The sequence below is a fragment of the Nocardia sp. CA-290969 genome, assembly GCF_050936135.1.
Taxonomy (GTDB): Bacteria; Actinomycetota; Actinomycetes; order Mycobacteriales; family Mycobacteriaceae; genus Nocardia.
In genome coordinates this window covers 1,866,438-1,880,314 of the sequence record NZ_JBNJNJ010000001.1, presented here as the reverse complement: position 1 = coordinate 1,880,314, position 13,877 = coordinate 1,866,438, and the positions used below count along the sequence as shown (strand labels likewise).

Below are 13,877 nucleotides of genomic sequence, written 5' to 3'. Positions count from 1 at the left end.
GGTGCGCTGTTACGGCTCTCCTGCCCGGATCAAGCACGTACCGGCTCCTTTCTCCGCGGGTGGTCCACCACGCGCGGGTCCACCAGCGGATACACCAGATCCACCAGCAGATTCACCAGGACGTAGGCCGCCGCGCCGAACAGGACGATCCCCTGTACCACCGGGATGTCCTGGTTGAGGACCGAGGTCTGGGTGAGGCGGCCGATTCCGGCGCGCGCGAAAACCGTTTCGACGATCACCGATCCGGCGAGCACCGTGCCCACCCAGATCCCCGCGACCGCGAGCGCCGGCCCGGCCGCTGCCCGCAGCACATGCCGCTGCTGCACCCAGGCCCGGGACGCGCCCTTGGCAAAGGCGATCTCGACGAACGGCTGCTGCCAGGTGGTGACGAGACTGCTGTAGAGCACCTGCGCGACCACCGCACCCACGGGGATGGCCAGGGTGACCGCGGGCAGGACGGTGCCCGCGAACCCCGTCCCGCCGAACGCCGGCACCAGCCGCAGCTGGAACGAGAACACCTGCAACAGCAGAAGTCCCACCCAGAAGGTCGGCATCGACGCACCCACCGGCGGCAGTGCGGTGAGCAGTCCGCGCAACCACCGGCGTTCGGTGTAGGCGGCCGCCAGTGCCAGCGCGGCACCGAACACGACGGCCGCCGCCAGCGCCGATCCGGCCAGCGCCAGGGTCGACGGCAGTGCCTCGGCGATCGCGGCTGTGACGGTCTGCCCGGTGGTCAGCGAATACCCGAGGTCACCCTGCACGGCGTGGGTCAGCGCTGTCCAATACTGCTCCCATACGGGCCGGTCCAGCCCGTACCGCGCCTGCAGTTCGGCAACGGCGGCGGCATCGACCGGTGTGCCCGGGCTCGCATCCACCGCCAGCTGCACCGGATCCGCGGGTAGCAGGTACAGCACCGCGAACGTCACCGTGAACGCCGCCCACAGCACACCCGCCGCCTGCAGCACCCGGAACGTCATATAGCGGGCCATCACATCACCGGCCGCTCAACCACGTGTCGAAGAACTGCAAGCGGGCCGAGGCCTCGAACTTCAGGTCCCGCACCGCCGCGGCGACGCCGATCGCCTGGGAGAGCTCGATGGTCGGGATCCACAATCCCTCCGTGAGCAGCAGGCGCTGCGCTTCGCCGATGAACCGGGACCGTTCGGCTGTATCGATCGTGCGCAGCTGTCCCGACAGCGCGGCGTCGAGTGCCGGAACCGCACCACGGGCGTTCAGGTTCCGCCCGTCCAGCCCGAAGTTGGCGCGTAGGATATCGCCGTCGGCGCGGGTGGTGTTGTAGTAGATCGTGTCGAAATCCTTGGTGTTCTGCCGGACCGTGTAGTCGGCATTGGACGCCAGTTCGAGCCGCAGATCGACGCCCGCCGCCCGCAACTGCTGCTGGAGCAGCTCCAGGATCGCCTGGTTCCCGGCGAACGCCTGGCTGAAGAGCACCCCGAAGGACAGCCGCTGCCCGTTCTTGGCCCGGATACCGTCCGCGCCTTCGATCCAGCCCGCCTCATCGAGGATGCGTTGCGCGGCAGGCAGATCGAACGCGGTATCAGCGGAGAGGTCGACATAACCGGGTGTCGTATGGGCGAGCGGACTGGTGGCCGGCCGGAACTGCGGGCCCAGCACGGTGTCGACGAGTTCCTGCCGGTTGATCGCGGGCACCAGCGCGGTACGGACCGCGGGATCGCGCAACGGACCCCGCGTCACGTTCGGTTGCAGGCCGAAGGTGATCCCGGGATTCGAGGCGGTGGCCACCTGCCCGCCCGTGGCCTCGATCTGCGGCGCGTCCTGGGGCAGCGCATCGCTGATCGCATCGAGCTGGCCGGAGGCGAGACTACCGGTCCGCACCCCCGACTCCGGGACGACGGTGAATTCGATCCCGTCCAGATACGCCGCACCGCGATGGGCGAATACGGCCGAGCCCCAGTCGTATTCCGCCCGCTTCGCGAGCGTGATCTTGTCGCCCTGGCGATACTCGGAATATGTGAAAGGCCCACTGCCGACGACATCCCCGAGGCATCGCTGCTCGGCCGGCTTCGCCGTCGTCACGGCGGCCAGGATCGCCAGCTGCGGAGTGGAGGTGGCCTGCAGGAACTGGGCGTTGGGCGCACCGAAGCGCACCCGCGCGGTGAGCGGGTCCACCACGTCGGTGCCGGTGTAGTTCGCGAGATAGGTCGCCCCCAGCGGTGCTTTGGCGCCGCCGAGGGTGTGCACGATCGAATCGAAGGTGGCCCGCACCGATTCCGCGGTCAGCGGGGTTCCGTCGCTGAAGGTCACGCCCTCGTGCAGATGGAAGGTGAAGGTGGTGGCGTCCGGGCTCACCTCCCAGCGTTGCGCCAGCCACGGCCGCAGTTCACCGGTCGCCGGATCCTGATCGGTCAGCGAATCGGCGATCTGCCGGGTGACGTAGAGGGTCTGGTTCGTCCCGCTCTGCGCCGGGTCGGAGCAGGTCGGCGCCTGGGACAGGCCGTAGCGCAACGTTCCCCCCGGCTGCGGCGGGCCGTCCGGCCCGGCCTGCGGGTCGCCACCCGCGCACGCACCCGTTGCCAGCACCGCGGCCAGCACGCCCACCAGGACGACGATTCGTTTCATCGAGCTCTCCGCATCGCGCCGCACCGGACACTCGGTGCCGGCATCACCGGACCGGGGTCGGCTCCACGGCAGATCCCCGGCATAAGGAGAAACGGTAGGAAGACACCGGCCGCCCGTCGCCGGTCTCGCTCAGCCTGAATACAACTCATGACCACCGGGCCCCGCGGTGCGCCCCGTCGCGGTGAGACCACGGATCACGGGGCATGCGCGGTGGCCGGCGTCGCGGGATAATACATGCGGTCTCCGGGCGCCGCACCCGCCCGGATCGGACCGCCCACACTCCCGAGAACGACCCGGCTCCGCCGGCCGGCCCAGGCGGCACCGGCTGTCCCGGCGCACAGAAGGATCCCGCATTCCCATGCTGAAACCGCTTCTCGTCCTCGCCGCGCTCTACCTCGCCGTGATCGGTCTCGCGCTCCTGCTGGTCCCGGCGCAGTTCGGGGTAGGCGCGGTACCCGACGACGCCTCCTCCGAACTACTCGCTTTGCTCCGGCTGCTGGGCGGCCCCTTCCTCGGTATCGCCGTCCTGAACTGGAACTCGCGCGGTGCCGATCCGTCCGCCGTTCGGAACACGGTGGTGGTAGCGAACCTGGTGGGTTTCGGCATCGTCGCACTCAACGATGTGTGGGGCGTGCTCAGCGGTGCGGCCCGCGATCTGGCCGCAGTGTTCCTCGTCGTCCACCTGGCCTTCGCCGCGGCGTTCGCGGTGGCCTGGTGGCGGGCCCGGCCCGCCGCGACCGGATCGGCTTCCTGACAGTCGGCGATTCACCACCGAGAGCCGATCCGCGTGCCCCGAGGTCGTCACAGTGCGATGAGACGGGCCGGTCTGTTTTTCGAACGACGCGGTGCTAATGTGAACATATGTTCGAATCCGAGGCTCCGTCGCGACCCGGTGGACACACAGGCCGTACCCCCGGCTCCGGCCCGCGACCTCGGATCGCCGCCCGGCCGCAGGCCTCGATCCTGCATGCGGACCTGGATTCGTTCTACGCCTCGGTCGAACAGCGGGATCAGCCGCGGCTGCGCGGTAAACCCGTGCTGGTAGGGGGCGGGGTCGTGCTGGCGGCCAGTTACGAGGCCAAGGCACGCGGGGTGCGGACGCCGATGAACATCGGACGGGCCTTGCAGTTGTGCCCGGAAGCGATCGTGGTGCCGCCGCGGATGCCGGAGTACGCGCGGGCCAGCAAGGAGGTGTTCGCGATCTTCGCCGATACCACCCCGGTCGTGGAGGGCATTTCCATCGACGAGGCCTTTCTCGATGTCGCGGGGCTGCGGCGGGTCGCCGGTGAGCCGCGCGCCATCGCGGCGCAGTTGCGCGCGCGGGTGCGCCGGGAGGTCGGCCTGCCCATATCGGTGGGGATCGCGGGCACCAAATTCCTCGCCAAGGTCGCCAGCGCGGTCTCGAAACCGGATGGGTTGTTGCTGGTCGAGCACGGCGGTGAACTGCAGTTCCTGCATCCGCTCCCGGTGCAGCGGCTGTGGGGTGTCGGGCCGGTGACCGCGGAAGCCCTGCGCGTGCACGGGGTCGAACGGATCGGGCAACTGGCCGAACTCGGTGAACAGGGCCTGCGGCCCATCGTCGGCCGGGCCGCGGCCCGGCATCTGCACGCTCTGGCCTGGGCGCGCGACCCGCGCCGCGTGGAGACCGGGCGGCGGCGCCGGTCGATCGGCGCCCAGCGCGCCATCGGCCGGCATCCGCACAGCCCGGCCGAGATCGAGGCGTATCTGCACGGTCTCACCGACCGGCTCGCCCGCCGGTTGCGCACCGCGGAGCGGATCTCCCGAACCGTGGTGCTGCGCCTGCGTTTCGACGATTTCACCCGCGCCACCCGATCACACACGCTGCCCTACGCCACCGATCACACCGGGACGATCCTGCGCACCGCCCGCGGACTGCTGGCCACCGCGATGCCACTGATCACCGAACGCGGAATCACCCTCGTCGGGCTGGCGCTGACCAATCTCGAGGATGCCGACCCCCGGCAGCTCAGCCTGCCGTTCGAGCCGGGCCCCGGCCCCGAATTGGATACCGCTCTCGACGAGGTCCGCAGCCGCTTCGGGTCGAGTGCCGTCACCCGCGCCGCATTGCTCGGCCGCGGCGAAGGGTTGTCGGTGCCGCTACTGCCCGATTGAGCGCCATCGCCCTACGCTGTCGCGCGGGCCGTGCGGCGCCGACCGCCAACTGAACGAATGACCAACGAAATCTGGACGAACGTTCAACAGTGTGGTTCGCTGCCACTCGACAGGAAGGAACCGCGATGGCAGCGATCCCCGAGTCCCGTTCCACCGCTTCCGGACCGGCCGCGGACTCACCCGCACTCCCCCGCCGGACGGTCCTGGCGGGCGCGGCCGTGGGGACACTCGCGCTCGGCGCGGCCACCGCACCCGGCCTCACCGCTCCCGCTCAGGCGGCACCGGATACGGGCGAATACCTGATCGGCATGGGAATCTCGGATATCACCGGCCCCGCGGCCGAATGCGGGATGATGGGCTACTCGCAGCAGGATCAAACCACCGCCGGGATCCATCTGCGGCCGCGTGCCCGCGCGTTCGTCTTCGCCACCGGCGCGCACAGCGTGGTTTTCGCTGTCGCCGAGAACGCGATGATCTTCCAGTCGGTGCACCGGGGTGTACTCACCGAATTGGCGCGGCGATTCGGCGACCTCTACACCGAACGCAACGTCCTGCTCACCTCCACCCATTCGCATGCCGTCTGCGGCGGCGCCGCGCACGACTACGCATACAACCTGTCGATCCTCGGTTTCCAGCAGCAGGTCTACGACGCCGAGGTCGGCGGCCTGGTCGAAGCCATCGCCGCCGCGCACGCCGATCTGGCGCCCGGGGCGTTGGCGCTGGGCCGCGCCGAATTGCACAATGCCAGCGTCAACCGCTCGCGGGTCGCGTTCGACCGCAACCCCGAGGCCGACAAGGCGCACTTCCCCGGCGCCATCGATCCCGCCGTGACCGCCTTGTCGATCGTCCGGGGCGGCCGGCCCGCCGGTTCGATCACCTGGTTCGCCACCCACAACACGTCCATGACGAACAAGAACCGCCTGATCAGTTCGGACAACAAGGGTTACGCGTCCTTCGCCTGCGAACACACCGAGCACGGTGTGCGCTATCTCGACGAAGGCCCACCCGGATTCGTGGCCGCGTTCGCCCAGACCAACGCCGGTGACATGTCGCCGAACCTCGACCTGCGGCCGGGTTCCGGGCCCACCGCCGACGAATTCGACAACACCCGGATACTCGGCGAACGGCAGTACGAGGCGTCGCGCGCCGCGTTGTCGGCGGCACGTCCGCTGACCGGTCCGGTCGAGTCGGTGTTCTGCTATATCGATCTCGCGGATATCGCCGTGGACGGCAGGTTCACGCCGGACGGCGCGCCCCGCCACACGGCACCGGCCGCCGCCGGGGTGTCCCTCCTGGCCGGCAGCGTCGAAGACGGTCCGGGCCTGCCCGGCGGCCCCATCCCCGAGGGCGTCCGCAACCCCTTCCTCGACGCCCTGGGCGGGGACCCCCACGGCCCGGCGCCGGCCTGGCTCGCCGACGCCCAGGCGCCCAAGGCGATCGCGGTGCCGTTCAGCCTGCTACCGCCGGCGCCCTGGGTGCCCGATATCGTGCCGATCCAGATCGTGCGTATCGGGGAGCTGTACCTGGCCGCGGCCGGTGCAGAGTTCACCGTCGTCGCGGGTCTGCGCGTCCGCAGCGCCGTCGCGGCGGCACTGGGGGTGGATCTACAGCAGGTCCTGCTGCAGGGTTACGCGAATGCGTACCACGAATACGTGACGACACCGGAGGAGTACGACGCCCAGCAGTACGAGGGGGCGTCCACTCTGTTCGGCCGCTACACCCTGCCCGCGTACCAGCAGGAATTCACCCGTTTGGCCGCGGCACTCGGCGCCGGGGCCGGCGTCGCGCGCGGCCCGGCGCCACGCGACCTGTCACATCTGCAGCCGAATTTCGTCCCCGCACCGGGGCCGGACACAGCTCCCCCCGGATACGAGTTCGGGGCGACCCTGATTCAGCCGGCGCCTTCCTACCCACCGGGAACGCGGGCGGTCGTGGAATTCGTCTCCGCCCATCCGAAACACAACCCCCGCCGCAACGGCACCTTCCTGGAAGTGCAGCGGTTCGCGGAGGGCCGCTGGACACGGATAGCCAACGAGGGCGAATGGAGCGTACGGTTCCACTGGAGCAAACGCGCTCCCGCGACCTCCATCGCGACCTTCACCTGGGATATTCCCGCCGATACCCCGCCCGGCCGGCACCGCTTCGTTCACTGGGCCGACCGGCTGTCCCCCGACGGCACGCGGCAACCGTTCACCGGTATCAGCGACGAATTCACTGTCGGCTGATCGCCGGACGGGCTGTCCACTCACGTAGCGCGGCCATCGGCCGGACAGGCGCGGCGGTAGCCCGCTCAGCGGTTGTTCATCGGTCGCCGACCCGCGCGGGCAATTGCTGTTCGCATACCGCCTCGACGAATTCGCCGGTCTGCTGTTCCGGCACCCCGTCCGCGATATCCGCCTCGGTGATGATGCCGACCAGCCGGCCCCGTTCGGTGACAGGCAGGCGGCGGATCTGGTATCGCTGCATCAGCGCCAGAATCTCTTCGAACGCGGTATCCACTTCGACGGAGCGCAGGTCATCGCCCTGGGCGAACTCCCCGGCGGTAGCGGTCGCCGGATTCCGTCCCAGCGCAAGACAATTGACGACGATATCGCGGTCGGTGACGATCCCGACCGGATGACCTTCCCCATCGCAGATCGGCAATGCGCCGATATCGCGCTGCCGCATCTGCCGGGCGGCGATGTCCATCGTGTCGCGCACCCCGATGGTCACCACATCGGGGTGCATGAGCTCACGCGCTGTGATCATGGTGCTCTCCTTCCACCGGGATGCAACCTGCCGGGTTCCGCCGCGCTGTACTCCGAGTGCGGTATCCATGGTCCGCGCCGGTGTGATCGCTGTCCAGACCGGAGCGGGCCGGGCCGGAGCATCCACCGGGCGAGCCGCGGCCGGGTGGACACGAATTCCCGGTCAGCGGCGTCGCCGGCCGGTGAATGCGGAAACTCGATTGCCGGGCAGATCCTGCTCATGACAGCATTCAAATGCGACAACTGTCGCCATAGCGCCCGGCGGCCCGCTGGACCGCGACCCGACAACCGGATACCGCCCGAACCCGATCGGAAACGAGCCGTGCCCACAACCCGCCACCCCGCACATATCGCGATGATCGGTATCCCGATCGTCAGCCACGTCCTGCCGAGTCTCGAGGTGATCCGCGAGCTGGTGCGCCGCGGCCATCGCGTGACCTACGCCAACGACCCGGCCGTCGCCGATCCGATCACCGCCACCGGCGCCGAATTCGTGCCGTGCGCCTCCGCCCTGCCGGTCGCCGACAACAACTGGCCCGACGATCCGATCGCCGCCGCGACCCTCTTCCTCGACGACGCCATTGCCGCGCTGCCCCGTCTCCGGGCCGTCTACGACCACGATCCCGCGGACCTCTACCTCTACGACATCGGCGCCTACGCCGCCCGCGCCCTCGCCGAATCACAGCGCCGTCCGCTCGTGCTGCTGTCCCCCACGTTCGTCGCCTGGGACGGCTACGAACAAGACGTCGCCGCCCACCTCCGGCAGTTGCCGGGCGCCGACGAGTACCAGGCGAAGTTCGCCCGGTGGCTCGCCGGCTGCGGAGCGACCACGACCGACGTCGACGAATTCTCCGGCCGGCCCGCCCGCACGATCGCCCTGATTCCGCGCGCGATGCAACCCAACGCCGATCGGGTCGACGACACCACGGTGACATTCACCGGCCCCTGCCTGCCGGCACCCGGCGACGCCGGCACCTGGACTCGCCCCGCCGCCGAGAACGTTTTGCTGATCTCCCTGGGATCGGCGTACACGCACCGCCCGGAGTTCTACCGGCAATGCCTCGCCGCGTTCGGCGGCCTGCCCGGCTGGCATGTGGTTCTCCAGATCGGAAAGCACACCGAACCCGCCGAACTCGGCAACATACCCGCCAACGTCGAAGTGCATTCGTGGGTCCCGCAGCGCGCGATCCTCGAGCAGGCCGACGCCTTTGTCACCCATGCCGGAATGGGCGGTTGCGCGGAGGGATTGTCGGCCGGAGTGCCGATGATCGCCGTTCCGCAGGGCGCCGAACAAGCGATCAACGCGGACCGGCTGGTCGAACTGGGTGTGGCCCGCCGGATCGATACCGCGGACGCCACCGCCGCGGCACTGCGCACGGCCTTGCTGGGTCTCGTCACCGACCCCGAGGTGGCCGCCCGGTCGGCTCTGCTGCGCGAACGGGCGCAGGCGGAGGGCGGAACCCTGCGGGCCGCCGACCTCATCGAGAACACCCGGGGTTGAGGGCCGCCCGACCGGCGCGCTCAGAGAAAACCACCCCGGGCAGGGTATTTCGACCCCGGCGGGTGGCAGCACTGGGTGCCGGCGTGCGCCGCTGCCCTGACCGGAGATGCGCCCCGTTTCCCGGGACGAGGGCCGGGTATGCGGGACAGATGGTAGAACGTGTGGCAGTCGCCGACGGCCTGCGGGTGGTGACATTCAATGTGCTCGCACCGTCCTACGCCGATTGGCCCGCGCGGCGGCGGGTTATCGCCGGTGGGCTGGCAGAATTGCGACCCGATATCGTCGCACTACAGGAGGTCACGATCGCGCCGGAGCTCACGGCGGTGACCGAATTGCTGGGCCCGGGCTGGGAGCTCGCTCCCCATACCCGGTCGGGGCCCGACGGGGTCGGTGCGGTGCTGGCCAGCCGATGGCCGCTGGGTTCCGTGCATCAGGTGGATCTCGAATTCGGTGCCCGGGCGGGCGACTTCCCGTGGTCCGGTGCGGTGATCGCGGAAGTCCACACGCCGCCACCGTTGGGAACCGTCCTGGTGGTGCACCACAAGCCGGTGTTCCAGCTCGGCTACGAGTACGAGCGGGAGCGCCAGGCCGTGATCGCCGCGCAGTTCGTCGAGGAACTTCTCGGCGGTTGCGCGCGTCACGTCGTGGTACTGGGCGATTTCGATGCCGGGCCGGAGGCGAGCAGTCTCCGTTACTGGACCGGCCGCCAGTCGCTGAACGGGACCAGCGTCTCGTACCAGGATGCGTGGGAGAGCGCGCATCCGGACACCGCCGGTCATACCTTCACCCCGGCGAACCCGCTGGTCGGGCGCGGGGATATGCCGCTGGTCCCCGGCCGCCGCATCGATCACATCCTGGTTCGCAACACCCACTACGGACCTACGTTGGAGGTGCGCGAATGCACCCGGATCTTCGTGGAGCCGCGGCACGGCATCCAAGCGAGCGACCACTACGGCCTGCTGGCCGAACTGGCGGTGCCCGCCCGCTCGCCGGGGATCTGGGACCGGCCCGAGCGGGGCGGTACGACCCCGCGCCGGCGGACACCCCTGCCGTGAATCGGGCAGCGTAAAGTTGGACCGAACTCGTTGCGCGCCCGCAGCGTTGGTCACGGCGCCGGAACGACGTTGCGGAACCGACAGGAGAGAACGATGTCCGAGACCGACCGCGCGGCGGCACCGGTGGTGAACCAGAGCGTGCCCAGCGCGGCCCGCATCTACGATTACGTGCTGGGCGGCAAGGATCACTATCCGGTCGACAAGGCGGCCGCTGAAAAAGTGATCGAATCCTTTCCGACCGTTCATGTCGCCGCCCGCCAGAACCGGCATTTCATGCACCGCGCGGTCAACGAGCTCACCGCCCTGGGCGTCACCCAGTTCCTCGATATCGGCACCGGGATCCCCACCGAACCGAACCTGCATCAGATCGCCCAGGCCGCGCGTCCGGAGGCGCGGGTCGCCTACGTCGACAACGATCCGATCGTGCTCGCCCATGCCCGCGCCCTGATGGTCGGCACACCCGAAGGCCGCACCACCTATATCGACGCCGATCTCGCCGCACCCGAAACCATCCTCTCGGCACCGCAACTGGGTGAAACCCTGGACCTGAACCGTCCGGTCGCGGTGAGCCTGGTCGCGGTGCTGCATTTCCTCGGCGACGAACAGAATCCCTACGGGATCGTCGAAACACTGATGAATGCGCTGGCACCCGGATCGTTCGTGGCGATCTCCCACATCACGACCGACCTCGATCCGGAGAATATGGAGCGCGCCCTCGATATGTATCGCCAGAGCGGGGTTTTCGTCCAGGCCCGCTCCCGCGAGGAAGTCGCCCGCTTCTGCACCGGTCTGGAAATCCTGGATCCCGGTGTGGTCGCCGCCAACCAGTGGCGCCCGGCCGGCGAATCCCCCGATTGGCTGGACGCACAGGTCAACTGCTGGGCCGTCGTCGCCCGCAAACCATAGCCCGCAATCGGTCACCCACACCTCTGCGCCGGCAATATCGGCCACCGCACCGGTTGGGGGATCGCCGCACAACGGCGATCCCCCACTGTCCTCGACGTCCGGCGCCGGTCTAGCGAGACGGTGTCAGTTTCCAGTTGTTGTACTTGCTCCACCATTCGGCGGTGCGGCCCGAACCGACCTCCCGGCCGGAGCCGCGCAGATGCCCGTCGTCGAACCAGGATCCCTGGTAGACCCCGGATTTTCCGTCGGACCAGTGGATCGTGAAACTGATCGATCGGCCCTGGATCCGGCCGCTGACGACTTCACCCCAGGAGGTGCTGGTATTGGCGAATCCGTTGAACGACATGATCGTGTCCGCCGCGTTGGTTTCCCGCCAGGTGACCTTCACCCGAAACCCGATCGGTTGATCGGTGGTGCCGGACAAGCGCTGGTGCACCTCCCAGGTGTCCTGCAGGACCACCGAGCTGGGTGGCGCCGCTGCGGCCGGGACGGTCCCGGCCATCGTGAGCGCGGCGATCGTGCCGAGCACGAAGAGCCATACGGCCGGCCGGCCTGTGCGGACGGCAGGTGCACCGAAGGTACGAGCGCCCCGCCGAAGGGCGGATGCGGTGCGAATGAACATAGAGACTCCACAGTTGTTCAGGTGGCGCAGGGATTTCGTGCGGCCGCCCCGTTGGGGGGTCGTCCCACCGGGCCGAACGGCAGACCCCGAGATCTGCCCGCAGCCCGGTCTGCTCATGATCAGCGGCCGGGCTTCGCCGTGACTATCCCCGCAACGCGGGTTGTATCCCGTGGACGCGGGCACCGGCTCAGTGCCGCAGGGTGGTGGACGGATTGACTCCCCAGCGTTTGCGATACAGCGCCGAGAACCGCCCGAGGTGCCAGAAACCCCAGTCCGCGGCGATCGCCGCGACCGTGCTCGTGGTGGGATCGGCCGCGGCGAGGTCGGCGTGCACTCCTACGAGCCGGGCTTCGCGCAGCCGCTCGGTCGGGGTGGTGTCCAGATACCGCCGGAAGCCCTCTTGCAGTGTTCGCACCGAAACACCCACCGCCGCCGCGATATCGGCGACAGTTGGCAGATCACGCGCCCGCTCGGCGATCAGTTGTTCGGCTCGGCGGATGGGTCGCGGCATCGCGTTTCCGGCACCACCGCCGAGTAGCACTTCCGAGTAGCTGTTCGGCTGGGCCAGCAGGAATTGCGACATGATCAACTGTTCGAAGTGCGGCCCCAGCCGCGAGTCGCGGAGCAGACCCGGCCCTGCGGCGTCGCGGTGCAGCATGCGCAGGGTTTCGAGCCAGGACCGGACAGCGGGCGACCGTAGGCGCATCGCCTGCGACATCCGCAGCGGTCGTTCCGATGGCCGCCCGAGTATCCGCAGCAGGTGCGCATCGAGCGCGTGCCGGTCGAACCGGACGAGCAGATGCCGGCTGCTGTCGTGCGCGTTCATATCCAGCGGCTCGTCCGGCTCGGGAACCGACGCGACGGTGGTATCGGAGGCGATATCCAGCGACCCCGCGCGCACCAGGACCCGGCCGGCCAGGGGGATCTGGACCAGTCGAAAGGTCTCTGTCGGCTCGGATCTGACGCGAACCTGGACCCCGTACTGCAGCTGCGCGAGGGCGATCCCCCCGAAGCCGAGGAAATCACACCGGGCGTCCATGACGCCGGCGCCCGGATCGAGCCGATGGTCCCGGAGAATGCCACCCATCCGCACGCGGGCCTCTTCCGCGTCGCTGGTGCGGAACAGACGATGCCGGGACAGCGGTTCGATGTCCATAACGACTCCCGAAGCACAGTCACCGGACAATGGTGGGACGCCTGATTGTAGCCGCACAGGCGCCGGAAGACGTTGGCGCGCAGCCGTATGACCGAGTAGCCGGCGGGGCAGGCACGCGCGGGCCTATCGCGACGGCACCTCGGCCGATCTCGCTGTATTTATTCGCCATTGACAAATGGCACATTACTGGATGATTCTTGGGGTATGGACAGGTCGACGAGGACCTCACCGCCGGTGTGCACGGCGGGAAAGGTGGGCTGACATGCTGACGCTCGATATATTCCGGCCGTTCGGCCCGCCGCCCCGCAGCCGGGGCGCCCGCGCGGTGGTCACCGGCGCGGGCAGCGGGATCGGCCGGGCATTCGCGCACGAACTGGCCGCCCGCGGGGGCCGGGTCGTCTGCGCCGATATAGACCAGGACCGCGCGGACGAGACGGTGGCCTCGATCGGGCGTGAGTACCCCGGTGTGGCCTACTCGTTCCGCTGCGATGTGGCCGAACGCGACGACGTCGAAGTACTCGCCCGGTACGCGGAATCCGTGTTCGACGGTCCGGCCTCGCTGGTGATCAACAACGCCGGCGTCGGGTCGGGTGGGCCGCGGGTCGGCGAAATCGGGTTCGCCGAATGGGAACGCACGCTCAACATCAACCTGTGGGGTGTGATCCACGGGTGCGAGATCTTCGCACCCCAGCTGCGTGCCGCCGGCCACGGCGGCATCATCAACGTGGCGTCCGCCGCCGCGTTCGGCACCGCACCCCGGATGGCCGCCTACAACACCGGGAAGGCCGGTGTGCTGGCGTTGTCGGAGACGATGGCCGCGGAATTCGCCGGTACGGATATCACGATCACCGTGCTGTGCCCCACTTTCGTCCGCACGAATATCGCCCGCGACGCCCCGGTCCCCGCGGGGCCGCGCGAGATCGCCGACACTCTCATGGGGTGGACGGGGTTCTCCCCCGAAAGCATCGCCCGTACGACGCTGGACGCTCATGATCGCGGCCGGTTACACGTCGTTCCGCAACCCGACGCCCAGCTCCTCTGGTTGCTGAAACGACTCTTCCCCGGGCAGTACACGGCCGTGGCCGGCCTGCTCGCCCGACTGCTGCCCGACGAGGAAACGGCGGCGGCACCCACCGCGGAAAGGTCAGGAGTCTGA

Annotated in this window: 12 protein-coding genes; 7 read left to right on the top strand and 5 right to left on the bottom strand. The window is 69.1% G+C overall.

The features are described 5' to 3' along the window. Window positions 1-29: 29 nt before the first annotated feature. Entirely contained in the window at window positions 30-989 is a 960-nt protein-coding gene (locus ACQEVO_RS08830; RefSeq protein WP_432910809.1) for an ABC transporter permease, read from the bottom strand. A gap of 4 nt (window positions 990-993) precedes the next feature. Then, entirely contained in the window at window positions 994-2,601 is a 1,608-nt protein-coding gene (locus ACQEVO_RS08825) for an ABC transporter substrate-binding protein (RefSeq protein ID WP_432910806.1), read from the bottom strand. Between the two features lie 358 nt (window positions 2,602-2,959). On the opposite strand from ACQEVO_RS08825, the gene ACQEVO_RS08820 reads away from it, so the two are divergent. From ACQEVO_RS08820 to ACQEVO_RS08810, 3 genes are all read left to right on the top strand, one after another. After that, a complete protein-coding gene (locus ACQEVO_RS08820; protein WP_432910803.1) occupies window positions 2,960-3,355 on the top strand; it encodes a hypothetical protein in 396 nt (131 codons plus the stop codon). Window positions 3,356-3,462: 107 nt separating this feature from the next. Continuing rightward, a complete protein-coding gene (gene dinB, locus ACQEVO_RS08815) occupies window positions 3,463-4,734 on the top strand; it encodes a DNA polymerase IV (RefSeq protein WP_432910801.1) in 1,272 nt (423 codons plus the stop codon). A 125-nt stretch (window positions 4,735-4,859) separates the two neighbouring features. Further along, window positions 4,860-6,959 (top strand): neutral/alkaline ceramidase, encoded by a 2,100-nt coding sequence (locus tag ACQEVO_RS08810; protein WP_432910799.1) that lies wholly within the window; start codon window positions 4,860-4,862, stop codon window positions 6,957-6,959. A 76-nt stretch (window positions 6,960-7,035) separates the two neighbouring features. Here the strand turns inward: ACQEVO_RS08810 and ACQEVO_RS08805 are convergent, their stop codons facing one another. Beyond that, window positions 7,036-7,482 carry a CBS domain-containing protein gene (locus tag ACQEVO_RS08805; protein WP_432910798.1) on the bottom strand — a complete coding sequence of 149 codons (447 nt, stop codon included), beginning with the start codon at window positions 7,480-7,482 and terminating at the stop codon, window positions 7,036-7,038. 354 nt (window positions 7,483-7,836) lie between these two features. On the opposite strand from ACQEVO_RS08805, the gene ACQEVO_RS08800 reads away from it, so the two are divergent. From ACQEVO_RS08800 to ACQEVO_RS08790, 3 genes are all read left to right on the top strand, one after another. Then, a complete protein-coding gene (locus ACQEVO_RS08800) occupies window positions 7,837-8,982 on the top strand; it encodes a macrolide family glycosyltransferase (protein WP_432922490.1) in 1,146 nt (381 codons plus the stop codon). Between the two features lie 161 nt (window positions 8,983-9,143). After that, window positions 9,144-10,037 carry an endonuclease/exonuclease/phosphatase family protein gene (locus ACQEVO_RS08795; protein ID WP_432910796.1) on the top strand — a complete coding sequence of 298 codons (894 nt, stop codon included), beginning with the start codon at window positions 9,144-9,146 and terminating at the stop codon, window positions 10,035-10,037. A gap of 93 nt (window positions 10,038-10,130) precedes the next feature. Further along, window positions 10,131-10,943, top strand: a complete 813-nt coding sequence (locus ACQEVO_RS08790) for an SAM-dependent methyltransferase (protein ID WP_432910793.1) — start codon at window positions 10,131-10,133, stop codon at window positions 10,941-10,943. Window positions 10,944-11,052: 109 nt separating this feature from the next. Here the strand turns inward: ACQEVO_RS08790 and ACQEVO_RS08785 are convergent, their stop codons facing one another. Together ACQEVO_RS08785 and ACQEVO_RS08780 are read right to left on the bottom strand one after the other, a co-directional pair. Then, window positions 11,053-11,565, bottom strand: a complete 513-nt coding sequence (locus tag ACQEVO_RS08785) for a hypothetical protein (RefSeq protein WP_432910791.1) — start codon at window positions 11,563-11,565, stop codon at window positions 11,053-11,055. A 187-nt stretch (window positions 11,566-11,752) separates the two neighbouring features. Next, window positions 11,753-12,721, bottom strand: a complete 969-nt coding sequence (locus tag ACQEVO_RS08780; protein WP_432910788.1) for an AraC family transcriptional regulator — start codon at window positions 12,719-12,721, stop codon at window positions 11,753-11,755. 262 nt (window positions 12,722-12,983) lie between these two features. Between ACQEVO_RS08780 and ACQEVO_RS08775 the strand changes: the two genes are divergently transcribed. Continuing rightward, window positions 12,984-13,877, top strand: coding sequence for an SDR family NAD(P)-dependent oxidoreductase (locus tag ACQEVO_RS08775; RefSeq protein WP_432910786.1), 894 nt, complete (start codon window positions 12,984-12,986; stop codon window positions 13,875-13,877).